The organism is Candidatus Pantoea floridensis, assembly GCF_900215435.1.
Taxonomy (GTDB): domain Bacteria; phylum Pseudomonadota; class Gammaproteobacteria; order Enterobacterales; family Enterobacteriaceae; genus Pantoea; species Pantoea floridensis.
The window spans coordinates 591,058-608,553 of record NZ_OCMY01000002.1 but is presented as its reverse complement, the minus strand read 5'-3'; the positions used below and the strand labels follow the sequence as shown (position 1 = coordinate 608,553).

Here is a 17,496-nt window from a genome sequence, read left to right as displayed (position 1 = left end):
GAGGGAGTTATAAACGCTTATTAAGCCGCGCCAAAACAACATTTATTGATATTAATTTACATAAATATCAATTAGTTAAATAAAAAACCAAACAAAAAAACCCGGACGCGCACGGCGAGTCCGGGGGATGGGTTAACCTGCAGATTAGTCAGCAGAAACCGGCACCAACACCCCTTTCACCAGCGGATCGTCGGTAGTCTTCAGCCATTGCTGTACGCGCGGATCGGAGAACGCTTTTTTTAGCTTCTCGATGTTTTCCTGGTCCAGATACGGCGTGCCGATTACCAGCTGCGAGGCAAAAGTGCGCGGCGCAGGTGGGAAGAGAATGCCTTTCTCGCGCGGCACCTTACCGGCATCAAACTGCGACACGTAGCCAATCGCCGCATCAACCGAATTCAGCGCACGCGGCATAGTCAACAGATCAAGCTCTTTAAAAACAAATCCATGTGGGTTGCCGACAATATTCTTTAGCTTCGCGGTGCGCGGCTCGACATTTGGATCCAGCGTGATTAAACCCTGACGCGCCAGTAACCAGAGTGCCTGCCCCTGATTGGCGCCGTCATCCGGTACGACAATCGTTGCGCCCTGCGGTAAATCCGCCACTGATTTGTAACGATCGGAGTAAATACCAAACGCCCACTGGAACAGCGGCAGTGCCGACGTGAGCGCGAAGCCGTTGGCATCTACTACTTGCTTCAACCACCACTGATGCTGATACACCGTGGCGGCATATTGCCCTTCCGCTACCGCGCGGTCCGCCTGCACCGGGTCCTGCACGCCCACGGCTTCGAGTTTCAAACCATAATCCGGCGCGATGTGCTCACCGACGTATTCAATCAGCTTCTGCTCGCCCGCCATCGCTGGCTCAAAATGTATTTTTAACGTGCTGCCAAATACCACGGCCTGCGGCTGCTGGCTGCGCCAGAACCACCCGCCTGCGGCGAGCACAACGACCACTATAATCAGTAGCAACCATGGCCAGCGCCGCGTCTTCCGCAGCTCAAAATCTTGTGTTGTCATAGCGATGTCCCCTGGGGATGACGTAATGCGGTGACCAAACGGTCGCCGAGAAATTGAATCGTTTGAATAAGCGCGATCAGCACCACGATGGTGGCGATCATGATGTGGTTGTCGAAGCGCTGGTAGCCGTACACTACCGCCAGATAACCAATGCCGCCCGCGCCGATGGTGCCGGCAATGGCGGAGTACTCAATCATGGAGATCAGGTTCAACGTGACGGCGGCGACAATCGCCGGCAGCGCTTCACTGAGCTGAGCCGAACGGATGATTTGCCAGCGCGAACCACCGCATACCAGGCCAACGGCCGTCACTTCGCCGGGCAGTTCGCGCAGTGCGTTATCCACCAGCCGACCAAAGAATGGAATACCTGCGGCAATCATCGGCACCACCGCCGCCGGAATACCGATGGTGGTGCCCGTCAGCCAGAAGGTAAACGGAATGATAGCCGCCATTAGCACCAGAAACGGCAGCGAACGGCCCATGTTGACGATCCAACTCAGCACCCGATGAATGCCACGATGCGGGAACAGACCGCGTGCCGAGGTGTTAAACAGTACTACGCCCACCACGCCGCCGAACGTGACCACAAAGAGCATCACGATAACCACCATCAATGCCGTTTCGCCAAGCGCGGGCAGCATTAATGCCGGAATCTCTGGCCACGGTGTATCCTGGCTCATTACCGATACGCTCATACTGCCTCCCTCAATGGCAATACGCTGCCGGAAACGCTGGCTATCAGGCCCAGCTGCTCAAACTGGGCCAGTAAACGTGCCAGCGGGAGACGCTCATGCTGGAAGTGAATGCCCACCTGCAGGCGTCCAGCTTGCAAACCGTTAACCTGCTCAACGTGCGCGCCGAGTAAATCAATGCGTAAACCGAACTGCTGACTAAGACGTGAGATCCAGTCGCTGGTGACCGGCACATCGGTGCGATAACTGAGCTGCAACACCAGCTCGGCATCACTCGCTTGTGCTGCCAGCGGGAGCAACCGCTGGCCCAGCGCAGAGTCAGGCTGCGCCAGCAACGCTTTCACCACGCCGTACTGCACAATCTGGCCGTCGCGGATTTCTGCCACCGCATCGGCAGCCTGACGTACCGCGTCCATTTCATGGGTGATTAGCACAATCGCCAACTTGTAGTCATCACGCAGCTTTTTCAGCAGATCGAGGATGGTTACCGTGGCTTCAGGATCGAGTCCGGAAGTCGCTTCATCCGCCAGCAGAACCGTCGGACGCAGCGCCAGCGCACGTGCGATGCCGATACGCTGACGCTGGCCGCCGGAAAGCTGGCTGGGATAGGCTTTGGCTTTGTGACTGAGGCCAACGCTCTCCAGCAGTTCACCGACGCGTGCGGTAATATCGCGATCCACCACGCCGAGATAGCGCAGAGGTAAAGCGATGTTTTCCCACGCCGTTTTGCGTTGTAGCAGCGCGGAAGACTGGAACACCGTGCCGATTGAGCGACGCGCCTGGCGCAGCGCTTCGCCATCCAGCCGGGAGAGATCGCTGCCGTTGACGCGAATACTGCCCGAGCTCGGTTGCTCCAGCAGGCTGATGCACTTCGCGAGCGTGGATTTTCCCGCACCGCTTGGCCCCACTACTGCCGTGATATTGGCCTGCGGTACTTGCAAATTGATGGATTGCAACACCTCGGTTAGGCGCCCATCGGGTGCGCGATAGTGCTTACTCAGCTGATCTATCTCGATCATGAGACCTCCTGCGGCGCGGAGGTTTTCACGCGGTAACCCGCGCCCGGATGCGGCGCTTGTAGCTGTGGACCGGCGGCGAATAGCTTTTCGCGCAGCGTGCCCTGCACGTACTCTTTTTTATAGACGCCGCGCTTTTGCAGTTCCGGAATCAGTAGCTCAACGACATCTTCAAAGGTTTCGTGCGTCAACGCGTAGGCAAAGTTGAAGCCATCTACGTCGGTATCCTCTACCCAGCCCTGCAACTCATCGGCGACGGTTTCCGCGCTACCCACAATCAATGGACCAAAGCCGCCAATACCAACCCAATCCGCCAGCGCTTTAACCGTCCACTGGCGATCGGGATCGGCGGTGGAGAAGGTTTCAACCGCCGACTGAATCGCATTGGTGTGGATATATTTCAATACCTGGTCCGGCTGATACTGGCCAAAGTCGATGCCGGTCCAGCCTGATACCAGCGCCAGCGCGCCTTCATAGCTGACCCAGTTGGTGTACTCTTTCCATTTCGCCTGCGCCGCCAGATCGGTTTCGCCAACAATCACGGTTTGCAGATTGAAGATTTTAATACTGTACGGATCGCGTCCCGCCTCTACGGCACGGCGACGGATATCCGCGACGGTTTTCTTCAGCAGCACTTTTGAAGGTGCCGCCACGAATACGCATTCGGCATGCTCAGCAGCAAACTGTTTGCCACGGCTTGAAGCACCGGCCTGATACAACACGGGTGTGCGCTGCGGGGAAGGCTCGCACAGGTGAATACCGGGTACGTTGAAGAAGGTACCCTGATGATTGATAGGATGGATTTTGCTCGGGTCGCTGAAAATACGGCGCTCTCGATCGCGCAGTACGGCATCCTGTTCCCAGCTGCCTTCCAGCAGCTTGTACACCACCTGCAGATATTCATCGGCGTAATCGTAACGGCTATCGTGATCGGTTTGCGCCTTGTGGCCGATATTGCGTGCGCCGCTTTCAAGATAAGAAGTCACGATATTCCACCCAACGCGCCCTTTGGTGAGGTGATCGAGCGTGGACAGGCGGCGTGCAAACGGATAAGGATGTTCAAACGATAACGACGCGGTAAGGCCAAATCCGAGGTGTTCCGTAACCAGCGCCATCGGCGTGATCAACGCCAGCGGATCGTTAACCGGTACCTGCGTAGCCTGGCGAATAGCTGCATCGCCGTTGCCGTTTAATACGTCATAGATGCCAAGCACATCGGCAATGAACAGACCATCGAATTTACCGCGCTCTAACAGGCGCGCTAAATCCACCCAATATTCCAAATCTTTATACTGCCAGGAGCGGTCACGCGGATGCGCCCACAGGCCCGGCGACTGGTGTCCGACACAGTTCATATCAAATGCATTCAAGCGTATTTCACGTTGCGATGGCATAGCAATCTCCATAGCGAGGCCGTGATCGTGTTACGACCCGGCGTTCGTCAGTTAATTTTTAGGATGTTGAGAGATTAAAGCGCTGAAGGGGGACATCGCTCGGCGTGAGCGATTTGCAACTCTTCTAAAATCTGAGTCGCCACGTCGGCGGCGTGATCGGCTACCTGCGGTAAGCCCATCAGTTCACCAAAGCGCGCTCGTGCAGCCGGGCCAACCACAAACAGGCGCGCGTTTGGCTGGCCTTCGCGGTTGAGCGTATGCGAATGGCCATCTACATCGATGCCAAAACCCAATTGGTCAGCGCGAATCACACCTTGCTGGCTCAACGATTGCAGCAGCGGCTGGCTGGCGGTTAAGGCGGCATGTCCGGGCCCGGTGGTGACAATTAAATGGTCGACATGGTGTGTCTCCACGGAGCCATTGCGTAAGCGCAACGCGATCGCTAACCGATCGCCCTTTGCGGCGATATTGTCAAGACGCGCAGCCAGCACCTTCAGGCTGCCCAGCTGCTGACGTTGACGGATGACGGTGGAAACCTGCGGCGCAATGCGGTAGCGATGAACATCCCACCACGAGCGTAAATGACGAGCAAACCGCTGCTGTTCGCGCAGCGGCAACGATTGCCAGATCTCCTGCCCCTGCACGCGCACCTGATCCAGCACGCGCTGCCACGGTAACTGCTGTTCGGCGGCACGCACCACTTCCGCCCGAATGTGATGAAGCCACGCGCGGGCAGTAGGGACGATCTGCGGAGCCAGCGTCCACTCCGGCCAGTCACCGCTCAGATTGTCACGAGAAAGCTGCCCACGGCGCGAGAAGGCGATGAGCGAGCCTTGATGCTGGCGGGTGCCTAACGACGCCACGACATCTGCCATACTGAGCCCGCTTCCGATGATCGCTACTGATGCGTCAGGTTTGATGGCATCGAGAACGCCATGCTGCCACGGATTGGCAATCAACCCGGGATGTGACGTGAAAGGCCGTAACGCACGCGGCAACGACGGTGGCGGATGACTTACCGCCAGCGCCAGCACGTCTCCCTGTAACGCCTCACCATTACTGAGTAACAGCTGCTCTCCTTCCCAGGCGACCGCACTGGCCTGAATGTGGCGCAGTGTAATCTGTGGATGCGCTTTTGCCGCCGCAGCAAACTGTTCTGCCAGATAACGTCCAAACATACCGCGCTGCGGATAAACAGCGCCGTCAGCGCAATGGGCTGCTGAATCCAGTGAACATTCTGGCTGATTGCGAAACCAGCGATCAAATGCGCCCTGCTCTTCCCCACTGAGTTGCATGCGCGCAGCGGGAACATTAATGCGATGCGCAGGTTCCGGTGTGGAATAGGCAACACCGCCGCCAAGAGTGGGACGCGGTTCGACCACTGTAATCTGTAACGCAGTTGACGACTGACGCGCGAGATGAATCGCCAGCGCCGTACCGCTGAAGCCGCCACCGACGATGATCACCCGTGCAGTTGCCATTGCCTTCTCCTGCATTAGCTGGCGCTCGCCTGTTTTGAAGGACGCTTATCGCCGCCAATCGTTTCGCCAAACGGGCCGGTATTAATGGTGCGCGCGCGCTGCTGCTGTCCGTTCGCCAGAGGGAGCAGCGGTAACAACAGTTCAGCCACGCGATGGGCTTCTTCCAGATGCGGATAACCTGACAGGATAAAGTTGGTTACGCCTAATGCCTGATATTCGCGTATCCGTTCAGCTACCTGTTCAGGGCTGCCGACTAACGCGGTTCCTGCTCCACCACGCACCAGCCCCACACCCGCCCACAAATTCGGCGAGATGTAGAGATTATCGCGCGAGCCATTGTGCAAGGCGCTCATACGCGCCTGACCGGCGGAATCCATACGCGCAAAGATCTTCTGCGCCTGGGCGATAGTCTCTTCATCAAGGTGGGCGATCAACTTCTCTGCCGCCGCTTTGGCTTCGTCTTCGGTCTCGCGCACAATAACGTGCAAGCGGATACCGTATTCAAGCTTACGCCCGCGCTGCGCCGCACGTGCACGCACCACTTCCAGCTTCTCAGCCACCTGCGCAGGCGGTTCGCCCCAGGTGAGATAGGTATCAATCTGCTCCGCCGCAACATCGATAGCGGCATCAGATGAACCACCAAAATAGAGCGGCGGACCGTTTTCCTGTACCGGCGGGAACAGAACTTCTGCCCCTTCAACGTGAATGTGCTTTCCTTCGTAATCCACTTTCTCGCCACGCATCAGCCGACTATAGACATCCAGAAACTCTTTGGTGACCTCATAGCGTTCACTGTGGTTAAGGAAAATGCCATCACCTTTGTTCTCAATCGGATCACCGCCTGTCACCACATTAATCAGTAAACGGCCTTCAGACAGACGATCCAGTGTGGTTGCCATACGTGCGGCGAGCGTAGGCGGCTGCAAACCGGGACGTACCGCAACCAGATAACGCAGACGACGCGTAATTGGCGCTAATGCCGATGCAACCAGCCAGGAGTCCTCGCAGCTTTTGCCCGTTGGAATTAACACGCCGTAAAAGCCGAGGTTGTCTGCGGCGAGTGCAACTTGCTGCAGATAGGCTAAATCGACTGGGCGACCGCCTTCAGCGGTGCCCAGGTACCGTCCATCGCCGTGTGTCGGTAAAAACCAGAAGACATTAATTTTATCGTTCTCGGAATCGGCCATTATGCTTTTCCTATATAACTTTATTAAAAAATGATCAATTTGAACTGCTTATTTAGTTATATAGCTATTAGCAGAATCCGTGCCAGGTTGGAAAATAATGATAACCGCTTAAATTCAACCAGTTACCTTTTATAAGTGCTGACTGCTCAGTTGCAATTGCAACTCAATCACAACAGCTATTGCTGCATATGCAACAGCTTATGCTTTTTACATGGTGTTAATAGTCTCTGTGAGCATTTAGCTTAGCGCTATGCTGTTTAAGGAGTGACTCCATGTTAACCACCTATGCCAACCATACCGATTCTCCACGCCTGGTCGACCCGGCTTCACTGGCGTTCCAATCTCTGCTGGATAAATTCGCTCCAACCGATGCAACCGTGCTGATAGTCGGTGAAACCGGTACGGGTAAAGAAGTGGTCGCGCGCTATTTGCATCATCATAGCCAACGGCGCCACGGCCCTTTCCTGGCGGTTAACTGTGGCGCATTAACCGAGAGCCTGGCTGAGGCGGAACTGTTCGGCCATGAGAAAGGGGCATTTACCGGTGCTACGCAGGCGCATCCCGGCTGGTTCGAATCGGCACAAGGGGGAACATTACTGCTCGATGAGATCGGTGAACTGAGTCCGTCATTGCAGGTTAAACTGCTGCGCGTTTTGCAGGAGCGTGAGATCACACGTGTAGGTTCACGCAAATCAGTAAAGGTAGATGTGCGCGTGATTGCGGCTACCCACGTTGATTTGGCGCAGGCGATCCGTGAACGGCGCTTCCGCGAAGATCTGTTTTATCGTCTCAATATTGCGGTGGTTCCTTTACCTCCGCTGCGCCAGCGTCGCGAAGACATTCCACTGCTGGCTCAACATTTCCTCGCACTCTATTCCCGCCGACTCGGACGTCCTGCAAGACACCTCTCGCCAGATGCTTTGGAAGCGCTGCTGGAATACAGCTGGCCCGGCAATATTCGTGAGCTGGAAAATACCTTACATAATGCCGTGCTGCTTAGCCGCGAAGAGACATTAACACCCGCTCAACTACGTATTGCTGGTTACAGTGAACGAGGCTTGCATGAGTTGTCAGATTCCACTCTCGACAGTTTTCTGCAACAACAGCTGATCAGCCAGCCGCAGCAACTCTTCGATCGCGTCATCAATAGCCTGATTAGTAACGCGCTTGAAATGACCGACCAGAATCAAACTCAGGCAGCGGCACTATTGGGCATTAGTCGGCACACCCTACGTACGCATTTGGCAAATCAGGGAATGATTAAAGGACGGCGCAAAGCGGCATTGTCACCACCGAATGCCTTTATTCAGGGTAAAGAAGAGCGAGAATTACGTATTGGTTATCAAAAATTTGGCAATCTGGGTGTATTGAAAGCACGTCAAAGCCTGGAACACGTCTTCGCTGAGCAGGGGATCAGTGTACTCTGGAGTGAATTTCCTGCTGGCCCACAATTGCTCTACGCACTGCAAAACAATGAGATCGACTTTGGAACCACCGGAGAGGTGCCTCCTATCTTCGCGCAAGCTAACGGCAGCGGTGTGACCTATATCGCCTGGGAACCGCCCGCACCGAGCAGCGTGGGTATTGTTGTGCCGCGCGGAAGTGATATTCGCACAGTCGAGGATCTACGCGGCAAACGCATATCGGTCAATAAAGGTTCTAACGTTCACTGGTTACTGCTGCAGTTGCTGGAAGAAGCGGGAATCGGCCTGGAGGAACTGAAAGTGGTCTACACTCCGCCAAAATATCCTTTGACGGCTAGCGATTATGTTTCGGTTGATGCATGGATGATGTGGGACCCGCTACTCAGCGCGGCAGAAAGTAATCCTGAGCTGCGCATTTTAGTTAATGGTGAAGGGCAGGTAAATAATCACCAGTTCTATCTTGCTCGTCGTGATTATGTTGAAAAGCACGATGATATTCTCAGACAGCTGGTGGAGAGCTTGCAGCAAACTGGCTCGTTCATAGATAGCCATCGTCACGAAGCATCTGCAATGTTAGCGCAAGAGCTAGGGCTGGAAATGGCAGCAGTGGAACGTGCACTGACGCGCCGCAGTCATAAAACCCGTGCAATGGCTTTTGAAGTCATAAAGGAACAGCAGATAATTGCCGACCGTTTTTATGCGTTGGGACTGATTAATAAACCGGTGCGAGTGCGTGATGCGATTTGGCAGTTTTCATCAGCGTTGGCACTCATTGAGTAGGCCAGGACAGTAAAGTTATCCACGCTTTCTGTGGATAAATCATTGCATATCATCTGGCTAATAAATTTTTATTGCATCATCGCGAAACAGTGCCAAAGCGTATACAGGGCGATTTCAGGCTGAAATTAATTACAAAAAAACCTTATAATCATTAAGTTATACATGAAATTAGTATGGCGAGCCTTTGAAATTTCATGCATGCTAATTGGAGGAACTTTGCATAGTGCTATTGAAGCTGATTAAGCATTCAGCTGGTTAAATAGGCCGCAGCAGGTTAAAGATTTCTGGTGAATTTAACCATGCTGACAAAGTAGATAGGCTTGAAATGTTGGCGATTTCAGGCTGAAATTTCTTCGCTGATAATCGATAATTCATACAGTTAGCGATGAAATAGTGCTGGCGAGAGTGGAAGAAGGTATAAAAACCGCCCGAAGGCGGCATTGTCATCACTGGTTAAGGTATTTATTGAGCGTCTCGTTAATCACTCTATCCAGCTCTTCCTGCAACTCTTTGGACTGGCGGTTAAACTCATAGCTAAACATGCGGCCGCGCGTTTTCTTGCGCGCAAAGCGATCTTTATCGGCAAAGCTCCAAAGCGGGGTGGCAACAACTTTATCTTTCGCTGGAGACTGCATTAGCGTTTGGCTGCCATTACGCACCAGGCGCAGAATTCCATTCTTGACTTCATCTTCCGCTAACCCATCACGTGCACATACAGTATCGACATCCATCCCGATGGTATCGATCAGCGCATCTACCGTTTGGCCCGTTTCCTGCAATTTCTCGTAAGCCTGCAATAATGCTTTGTAATCAGGATAGGTGAGTTCCGAGTGATTAGGGAACAACGTCACCAGCTCCAGCGGCACGCTAGCGGCCTGCAGGGCACGGGTAACCTTAGCCTGCGATAAGCCTTCACTCTGCGCAATTTCCTTTTGTGACAAGCCACTGTCCTTAAGGGAAAGTAAACGCATACCCACTTCACGCAGGTTATGTTCACGCGCAGTTTGAATATCCTGAGCCAACCGGCGCGCTTCATCAGCAGTAATAGCAACCTCTGTGACCAGTACATCCAGCCCAGTTTTGCAATGCAACGCGGCTGCACGACGACGGGAGCCGTCCAGAATTTCAATGCGATCATCGCGCTTCACACCTATTGCCGGGAAGAATTGCTGCAATTTGATGGTGCGGATAATGTCGCGCAGTGATTCAGGGGTTAGGCCAGACTGATCGCGGCCATTGGTTTCCATTTTAACGAAGGTTTTTTCTTCAATCTCTTTCGCGGTGATGTGCTCAAGCGTGAACAGCGCACGTTTACCCGTTGAAAGAATGAAAGTCTGAGAATGGCCATCGGCGCTTTTCTCAGTCTGCAAAGGAGTTTGGCTGAAGGTGCGGCCAATCGTGATTCTTTTTGCGCTCATAATAACCTCAGTTCAGGCGAATGAATTCAATACGGTCAAATACGGCTTTAGCGAAATCTTCCGCTGCTGAACGCGCATTCTTTAAAGCTTCGGTGCTGCCTACATAGGTTGATGGATTGGCTGAGATAACGGTGTCAAACGACTCACCACAGCGCTCAAATCCATCCAGACGCGGCAGTGCTGCATCAAGCATATCGCCGCCAAAAATTTCTTTCGCCAGGCTGTGACACAGCTTGTGGTCGGCTTTATTAGACAGTTTAGACATGAAGCCGATATTGCCTTGCAAGCGGCAGGCCGCGCCCGATTCTTCAATGATGCCTATCAGCTCAGGTAAGCGCGTCAGATACTTCAGCGTAGAGTGGAAATCCACTTGTGCGGGTGGAACCGGCGTCATCAACAAATCTGAAGCGGCAATGGCATTTTTGAGGAAGGCATCCAGATGCGGTCCGCTATCGATAAAGATAAAGTCGTAATCCTGCTTCAGCTTGGCGACTACATTGTCATAGAGCACAGCATGGACGTTATGATCCGGCAAATGCGCGGCGCACAGCTCTTCCCACCGTGAGGCGATGAAGGCGTCATCAATAGAAGCGGGCAGCACATCCACGCCTGGAATAATTGATGAAACGATGAACTCGTTAAGTAACTCTTCACGGCTCACGTTTTGCAGCATAGCCTGGGCGGCAGTTGCCTCAACTAATCCTACTGAACGCTCGTGGTTCAGGAACATCGTTGCAGAAGATTGTGGATCAAGATCGATAACTAAAATGCGCAAATCTTCGAATAACAAATGTGGATGCGCGCGGAGTGCGTGAGCAAGAGAGACCGTAGAAACGGTTTTCGATACTCCACCTTTCAGATTACCAACAAAAATGCTGAACGCTTCAGGGTGGCGGTCACGATATTTGGGTACGCCGCGATGATGATAGATATCGATAATATTTTGAATCGACATGGCATACTTGGTTGAGCTACCTGCAGCACGCTTATCGAACGGATAACCGTTCTCTTCCATTTCATTAACGGCGTAATCAACGCTCGCACGCGTTAGCTTTGGCAGTTTGGCTAACGCCGCTTTCGCGTAAACCTGATAAAAAGTGTTTTCCTGCAACTCTTCTTTCTGCGCTTGAATTTGCTCGGTCAAACTCATCAGCATTCTTTCTGAACGTTGTGCAACTTTCAGAACTTGCTTCTCATCGTTAGCCATACTTGCTCCACACATGTAGGATTTATGACTTTATACATAAATCCTGCACATGAGGCAAATATATCTCTTCTGCACAGGAACATTCAGTTCTGAGGAAATACCTTGGCTGAGAACGATTTAAGCCAAACATTCACTGTAATCAGTGCACACCTTTTAGTCTTCAGCCTTTTATTGTTCAAAATTAAACCGAGCATTACTTGCTCATTGAATCAAAGGTTCACTGTAATCAGTAGTCGCTTCTATTTGTCACTGCTTGCCGTAAGCATGAAATAGGGCAGTTGCGGCTGAAATCTGAGAACATTCACTGTAATCAGCAAATCTTGTCCAGGCTCCCTTAACGTTCACTGTATTCAGTAAAAGGTTCACTATAATCAGCAATCATCTGATAAACATTCACTGTAATCAGTGGCCATACTTCGAAGAAGAAGCATGAATCCTGAGTAGCATCTGTTAGAGCCTGGAGATTGTGTTCACTGTAATCAGTAACTCTTGATGATCATCTCTTCGCCTTTTCTACGTTCACTGTAATCAGTAGCATTGGCAATGGGGAGGTATCAGGGATTCACTATAGTCAGTAAAACCACACTCAAGGGCAGGTTAAACATTCACTGTAATCAGCAAAGCAAAGTTGGCTTGTACAAGCCCATTCACTGTAATCAGTAAAAGTGATGACATCGAGAACAACGTTCACTGTAATCAGCAATAAGTGGTTTTACAATTTCGGCAAAGATTCACTGTATTCAGTAGATCAGGTTTAAAGCCTTAACCGTTGGATGAACTCATCGCAAGGGAGAAGGCGATAAAGGAAAGCGTACATTCACTATAATCAGCACGCACTTCTTAGTGGTTCTATCCACCACTCCAGAGCATTGCTGCAAGTGTTCACTGTAATCAGTACATTCAACTCGTTCGGCATGTAGCCGAACGTTCACTGTATTCAGTAAAATTGGGCGAGTCTGTGAAACGGCAGGACGTGCACAAAAGGGGGAGGGCAGGCGCTATGACTATAACGTTCACTGTAATCAGTGACAGCGTGACGCACAGATTCAGGACGCCAGCATTCTTCCAAGACGAACAGTAATCTCTTTTCGCTATAGCGTTGAGATATCGCTAATGTTCACTGTAATCAGTGTTGTGACCAACCCTGTCACTTTTACTGTTTGTATTAACAGGGAAGGTACTGACTACAGTAAACCCGAATAAGAGGATTATATTTTTATTCTATAAATCATTATGTTAACCATTACAATTCACTGTAATCAGTAAATAATGTCATCGGTATCATTCACTGTAATCAGTAATTTTAGCTGGTGATCTGAACGTTCACTATGATCGGTAAACGTGAAGTGAAGGGTACTATGCGATAATATATCAGCGCCCTTGTAAGTACTCACTATCAATATAACCCAGTAATAATGGGAGTATGACCACTTCCACGACAGATAATGGGATTGAGATACAGCTGAATTACTGATTATAGTGAACACAACTGATTACAGTGAACAGCTAAATAACTGCTGATTACAGTGAACGTTATGAAAAGAGCAGGTGTCACTTTTGTATAAAAAAGTGACACTGCAGGAGGAGGGGTTACTGATTACAGTGAATGGGGGAGATCACTCTTCGAACTCGATATCTTCCAGCGAATCGATGCTTTCAAGATTACTGATCCCATCCAGCTTTGGCGTTCTGCTATGGATGATAAAGAACACCGAGCGACCACGTTTCACTTCCGAATAATCAAGATAGCCAATCTCTTTCAATTGCTCCATCGCACGGCGTACTACGTGATTCTGCGTTGTGGTCTTAGATCCCAAATTGAGACGCATACGTAGACGCGCAAGGGAAATTGGCGCCGGATTGGTCGGTAAACTTTCTAGATAGGTATACAACGCCTGCGCTGACTCTTTGCGCTTCAAACGCGAAATGGCGCGCAGCTGCAACAGTACTTTGTGGTCGAAATTATAGAGTTCAAATAGCTTTGGATCAGCCTGGATTCGTACCAGATCCTTTTCACGATCGTAATACGCCGATTGCACGAGGTGAGTGTGGTAGGCTTTACCGTTACCTTCAAAGGACAAGGTATTGGTCGCAATACGTCGTAAAGACGCGTCCAGACGCTTACGTAATGCGGCTGACGAGTTTGCTGATGGGATCCCACACATCTTAACAAAATCAATAAATGGCAGCGTCACGGTATCACCCTTAGAGGGATAACGAGAGAAAGACTGAATGATGCCGGCCCAGGTTTTGAAATCATTATCCATATCCAGCCGTGCGCCAGTGATGGTAATCTTTTCATAACCTTCTGATTTTACTAATGAAAGGTTCTTAAGCTCTTTCGTCGCATCGGTCGATGCCATCGCACCTGACTTACCGCGCGCGGTCGATTTCAACGTAGGAACAAACAGACCCAGGCGCATCAAAGCGACCGGTTGTACGGTGTTATTTTTATTTGGGTGGAGTTGAATAACTTCACCACTATTTTTTGTCACCGACAGAAAAGGCTCGAGTAACGCCTTGTTTTCACTCTCTTTATCTGCCATAGCCTGAGATCTTCATTCTGTGGATGAAAAGGGTCGTTTTCTGATTACAGTGAACATTAACACTGTTTATAGTGAACATTCTACTCTCTATAGTGAATAAACTACTGACTACAGTGGATGCTTTACTCATTATAGTGAACGCGATCACCTTCTGAGGCCTTGTCTGGTGCGGGCTGCGACGATTGGGGATCTCTTAGGATCTCTTTTAGATCTCTATATGATCTTTCTTTAAGATCTATTCACTGTATAACTGAATAAGTTCAAGTCTGCAGCGGCTTTGGCGCGGCAATAACGGTAAAACAGCGTCATCGCTATAACATCTCATCCGATCCCTTAAAAACATCAGTTGTGTGCGATAAAGATCCTGAAGCTTCTCATTAAATGAACAACTTCCTCATTATTATTCATTTTTAAGAAACCTGTGCCCGGCGTAAGGTGGACGGCATTGAACATCACTTCACTATGACGAGGACATCTTTCATGACTGACAACGTTATCTCACGCAATCCCACTAACGGCGAAATCCTCGCAACCTATACACTGCAAAGCCCTGCTGAACTTGAGGCTTCACTGCAACAAAGCGCAGATGCATTTGCTGAATGGCGTTATACCGCCATGCCGCAGCGTGTGAAAGTGTTGCGTCAGCTCGCTGAACAGATCCGCCAGCGCCAGGATGAGCTGGCGAAAATGGCCACGTTAGAGATGGGTAAACCCATTGCTCAGGCGCGGGCAGAAGTACTGAAATGTGCCAACCTTTGTGACTGGTACGCCGAACACGGCCCAGCGATCCTTGCAGATAAACCCACACTGGTAGAAAACCAGCAGGCATGGCAATCGTTTCGGCCTCTCGGCGCGATCCTCGCGGTTATGCCATGGAATTTCCCATACTGGCAGGTTCTGCGCGGTGCAGTCAGCATGCTGCTGGCAGGTAACACCTATGTATTGAAACATGCTCCAAGTGTGATGGGCTCTGCCAACTTAATGTCATCATTGTTTGATGCCACCGACCTGCCTAAAGGCGGTTTTACCGTGATTAACGTCGATAACGAAGGCGTATCCGCGGCCATTAAAGATCCACGTATCGCTGCCGTCGCGGTTACAGGCAGCGTGCGTGCTGGCGGAGCTATTGCGGCACAAGCCGGTGCGGTACTGAAGAAAACCGTATTAGAACTCGGTGGGGCAGATCCATTTATCGTGCTTGCGGATGCCGACCTGGACGCAGCAGTGGCCTCAGCGGTCACAGGACGCTACCAGAACACCGGACAGGTGTGCATGGCGGCCAAGCGCTTCATTATTGAAGAGAGCGTTGCAGAAGCGTTTGAGGCGCGTTTTAGCGCTGCGGTGCAGGCACTCAAGATCGGCGATCCTTTAGACGAAGAAACCTACATCGGCCCGATGGCGCGTTACGATCTGCGTGATGAATTGGATCATCAGGTTCAGCAAACCCTTCAGGAAGGTGCTCGTTTGGTCTTAGGCGGTCATAAAATTGAAGGCGCAGGTAACTATTATGCGCCGACGATCCTCGCGGATGTCACTCCTGCAATGACCGCGTTTCAGCAAGAAATTTTTGGACCGGTTGCAGCCATAACGGTGGCTCGCGATGCACAACACGCTCTGGAGCTCGCCAATAACAGCGAATTTGGTCTGAGCGCTACCGTGTGGAGTAGCAATGAAACCGTTGCTAATGAGCTGGCAGAAAAGCTGGAAACCGGGGCCGTATTCATCAACGGTAACGGCGCATCCGATCCACGAGTGGCTATTGGTGGAGTGAAGAAAAGTGGTTACGGCCGTGAACTCTCCAGTTTTGGCGTACACGAGTTCTGTAACATTCAGACAGTGTGGAAAAATCGCCGCTAAGCCTTCAAGGGCGCGGCTATCGCGCCCTGACTTTCTCATTTACCACCTTCTCCTCAACGCTTATTTCCTGCTCAACGCGGTTGCCCACTGGTTAAAAATCTTGTGGGCGAGTTCAAAAAATCCACCAATGGTATTATAAAGGTATTATTTGTGGTGCTAGATTGGCCTCACCTACACCGGGGAGTCCTATTTATGAAAACAACAATCCCAAAACTGTCGTTCATGATGTTCTTAGAGTGGTTTATCTGGGGCGCATGGTTTGTACCGCTCTGGGCATTTCTCAGTAAAAACGGCTTTTCGCCGATTGAGATTGCCTGGTGCTACGCCTGTACCTCAATAGCGGCCATATTGTCTCCGATCCTTGTGGGATCGCTGGCCGATCGTTTTTTCCAGGCACAAAAAGTGTTGTCGCTTCTCACCATCGTTGGCGCAATTTTGATGTTCTTTGCTGCCCAGCAAACGCATTTTAGCGGCTTCTTCCCGCTGCTATTGCTCTATTCACTGACTTATATGCCAACCATTGCGTTGACCAACAGCATCGCATTTTCACACGTTGCGGATGTGGAACGAGATTATCCACGCATTCGCGTAATGGGAACCCTTGGCTGGATCGCATCGGGTATTGTCTGCGGCTTTCTGCCGCCACTGCTGGGATATGGCGACATCTCGGCAAGTAACGTGCCGTTACTGATCACCGCTGCAAGCTCGCTGATATTGGGCATATTTGCATTAACATTGCCAGCAACTGAACCCAAAAGCACCGGCAAATTCAGTGTTCGCGTTGCGCTCGGTCTCGATGCACTGCATTTATTGAAAGATCGGAGTTTCCTCGTCTTCTTTGTCTGTTCGTTCCTGTTCAGTATGCCCTTAGCGTTCTATTACATCTTTGCTGAAGGTTATTTAACGGAGGTCGGTTTGCCACATGCCACCGGCTGGATGACGCTGGGTCAAATATCAGAAATTTTCTTCCTGCTGGCGTTGCCATTCTTCATCAAGCGCTTTGGTATCGGCAAAGTGCTGCTACTAGGTTTAACCACCGCTGCGTTGCGCTATGTGTTCTTCGTGTTCGGCGGCGATCAAAACATGCTGACTTACGGTCTGCTCTTTATGGGCATTCTGCTGCACGGTGTTAGCTACGATTTCTACTTCATCACCGCCTACATCTATGTGGATAAGAAAGCACCGGTTGCGATGCGTAATGCTGCGCAGGGTCTTATCACGCTTGCCTGTCAGGGCATCGGCAGCCTGTTGGGTTACCGTCTTGGCGGGTATCTGATGCAGGAAATGTTTGCCTATGACACACCGCACAACGGGCAAACCTTTAACTGGGCCGGCATGTGGATGTTCGGTAGCGTGATGATCGTAATCATCACCATCGCCTTTATTGTTCTGTTCCGCGACGGCAAAAAGCGCAGCGATGAACTTACCGCATTTGATAACTCAGCAACGGCTGAAAGCCATAAATAAGAGATTT

General features: G+C 51.2%; 12 protein-coding genes. 3 read left to right on the top strand and 9 right to left on the bottom strand.

The window, feature by feature from the left end:
• Window positions 1–144: 144 nt before the first annotated feature.
• The 6 genes from CRO19_RS23435 to ssuD form a co-directional block, all read right to left on the bottom strand.
• Window positions 145–1,020, bottom strand: a complete 876-nt coding sequence (locus tag CRO19_RS23435) for a MetQ/NlpA family ABC transporter substrate-binding protein (RefSeq protein ID WP_097098227.1) — start codon at window positions 1,018–1,020, stop codon at window positions 145–147.
• The gene (locus CRO19_RS23430) at window positions 1,017–1,715 is read right to left on the bottom strand and encodes a methionine ABC transporter permease (RefSeq protein WP_097098226.1); all 699 of its coding nucleotides are present in this window, start codon (window positions 1,713–1,715) and stop codon (window positions 1,017–1,019) included. Before CRO19_RS23430 ends, CRO19_RS23435 begins: the two co-directional genes overlap by 4 nt.
• A complete protein-coding gene (locus tag CRO19_RS23425; protein ID WP_097098225.1) occupies window positions 1,712–2,731 on the bottom strand; it encodes a methionine ABC transporter ATP-binding protein in 1,020 nt (339 codons plus the stop codon). The genes CRO19_RS23430 and CRO19_RS23425 overlap by 4 nt, the downstream gene beginning before the upstream one ends.
• Entirely contained in the window at window positions 2,728–4,122 is a 1,395-nt protein-coding gene (locus CRO19_RS23420; protein ID WP_097098224.1) for an LLM class flavin-dependent oxidoreductase, read from the bottom strand. The genes CRO19_RS23425 and CRO19_RS23420 overlap by 4 nt, the downstream gene beginning before the upstream one ends.
• Before the next feature lie 74 nt (window positions 4,123–4,196).
• Window positions 4,197–5,603 carry an FAD/NAD(P)-binding protein gene (locus CRO19_RS23415; protein WP_097098223.1) on the bottom strand — a complete coding sequence of 469 codons (1,407 nt, stop codon included), beginning with the start codon at window positions 5,601–5,603 and terminating at the stop codon, window positions 4,197–4,199.
• A gap of 14 nt (window positions 5,604–5,617) precedes the next feature.
• On the bottom strand, window positions 5,618–6,790 hold the full coding sequence (gene ssuD, locus CRO19_RS23410) for an FMNH2-dependent alkanesulfonate monooxygenase (protein ID WP_097098222.1): 1,173 nt from the start codon (window positions 6,788–6,790) through the stop codon (window positions 5,618–5,620).
• 272 nt (window positions 6,791–7,062) lie between these two features.
• On the opposite strand from ssuD, the gene CRO19_RS23405 reads away from it, so the two are divergent.
• Window positions 7,063–8,994 carry a sigma-54-dependent Fis family transcriptional regulator gene (locus CRO19_RS23405; protein WP_097098221.1) on the top strand — a complete coding sequence of 644 codons (1,932 nt, stop codon included), beginning with the start codon at window positions 7,063–7,065 and terminating at the stop codon, window positions 8,992–8,994.
• 446 nt (window positions 8,995–9,440) lie between these two features.
• Here the strand turns inward: CRO19_RS23405 and CRO19_RS23400 are convergent, their stop codons facing one another.
• The 3 genes from CRO19_RS23400 to CRO19_RS23390 form a co-directional block, all read right to left on the bottom strand.
• On the bottom strand, window positions 9,441–10,412 hold the full coding sequence (locus CRO19_RS23400) for a ParB family protein (protein ID WP_097098220.1): 972 nt from the start codon (window positions 10,410–10,412) through the stop codon (window positions 9,441–9,443).
• Between the two features lie 7 nt (window positions 10,413–10,419).
• The gene (locus tag CRO19_RS23395; protein ID WP_097098219.1) at window positions 10,420–11,619 is read right to left on the bottom strand and encodes an AAA family ATPase; all 1,200 of its coding nucleotides are present in this window, start codon (window positions 11,617–11,619) and stop codon (window positions 10,420–10,422) included.
• A 1,616-nt stretch (window positions 11,620–13,235) separates the two neighbouring features.
• A complete protein-coding gene (locus CRO19_RS23390) occupies window positions 13,236–14,165 on the bottom strand; it encodes a RepB family plasmid replication initiator protein (RefSeq protein WP_007886110.1) in 930 nt (309 codons plus the stop codon).
• Between the two features lie 480 nt (window positions 14,166–14,645).
• Here CRO19_RS23390 and CRO19_RS23385 point away from each other — a divergent pair, with 480 nt between their 5' ends.
• Together CRO19_RS23385 and CRO19_RS23380 are read left to right on the top strand one after the other, a co-directional pair.
• On the top strand, window positions 14,646–16,022 hold the full coding sequence (locus CRO19_RS23385; protein ID WP_097098218.1) for an aldehyde dehydrogenase family protein: 1,377 nt from the start codon (window positions 14,646–14,648) through the stop codon (window positions 16,020–16,022).
• A gap of 192 nt (window positions 16,023–16,214) precedes the next feature.
• Entirely contained in the window at window positions 16,215–17,489 is a 1,275-nt protein-coding gene (locus CRO19_RS23380) for a nucleoside permease (protein WP_097098217.1), read from the top strand.
• Window positions 17,490–17,496 lie beyond the last annotated feature (7 nt).

What these genes read in the sequence shown, in the direction of transcription:
- CRO19_RS23435 (WP_097098227.1), bottom strand. Translation starts at nt 1,020, where the DNA reads ATGACAACACAAGATTTTGAGCTGCGGAAGACGCGGCGCTGGCCATGG.
- CRO19_RS23430 (WP_097098226.1), bottom strand. Translation starts at nt 1,715, where the DNA reads ATGAGCGTATCGGTAATGAGCCAGGATACACCGTGGCCAGAGATTCCG.
- CRO19_RS23425 (WP_097098225.1), bottom strand. Translation starts at nt 2,731, where the DNA reads ATGATCGAGATAGATCAGCTGAGTAAGCACTATCGCGCACCCGATGGG.
- CRO19_RS23420 (WP_097098224.1), bottom strand. Translation starts at nt 4,122, where the DNA reads ATGCCATCGCAACGTGAAATACGCTTGAATGCATTTGATATGAACTGT.
- CRO19_RS23415 (WP_097098223.1), bottom strand. Translation starts at nt 5,603, where the DNA reads ATGGCAACTGCACGGGTGATCATCGTCGGTGGCGGCTTCAGCGGTACG.
- ssuD (WP_097098222.1), bottom strand. Translation starts at nt 6,790, where the DNA reads ATGGCCGATTCCGAGAACGATAAAATTAATGTCTTCTGGTTTTTACCG.
- CRO19_RS23405 (WP_097098221.1), top strand. Translation starts at nt 7,063, where the DNA reads ATGTTAACCACCTATGCCAACCATACCGATTCTCCACGCCTGGTCGAC.
- CRO19_RS23400 (WP_097098220.1), bottom strand. Translation starts at nt 10,412, where the DNA reads ATGAGCGCAAAAAGAATCACGATTGGCCGCACCTTCAGCCAAACTCCT.
- CRO19_RS23395 (WP_097098219.1), bottom strand. Translation starts at nt 11,619, where the DNA reads ATGGCTAACGATGAGAAGCAAGTTCTGAAAGTTGCACAACGTTCAGAA.
- CRO19_RS23390 (WP_007886110.1), bottom strand. Translation starts at nt 14,165, where the DNA reads ATGGCAGATAAAGAGAGTGAAAACAAGGCGTTACTCGAGCCTTTTCTG.
- CRO19_RS23385 (WP_097098218.1), top strand. Translation starts at nt 14,646, where the DNA reads ATGACTGACAACGTTATCTCACGCAATCCCACTAACGGCGAAATCCTC.
- CRO19_RS23380 (WP_097098217.1), top strand. Translation starts at nt 16,215, where the DNA reads ATGAAAACAACAATCCCAAAACTGTCGTTCATGATGTTCTTAGAGTGG.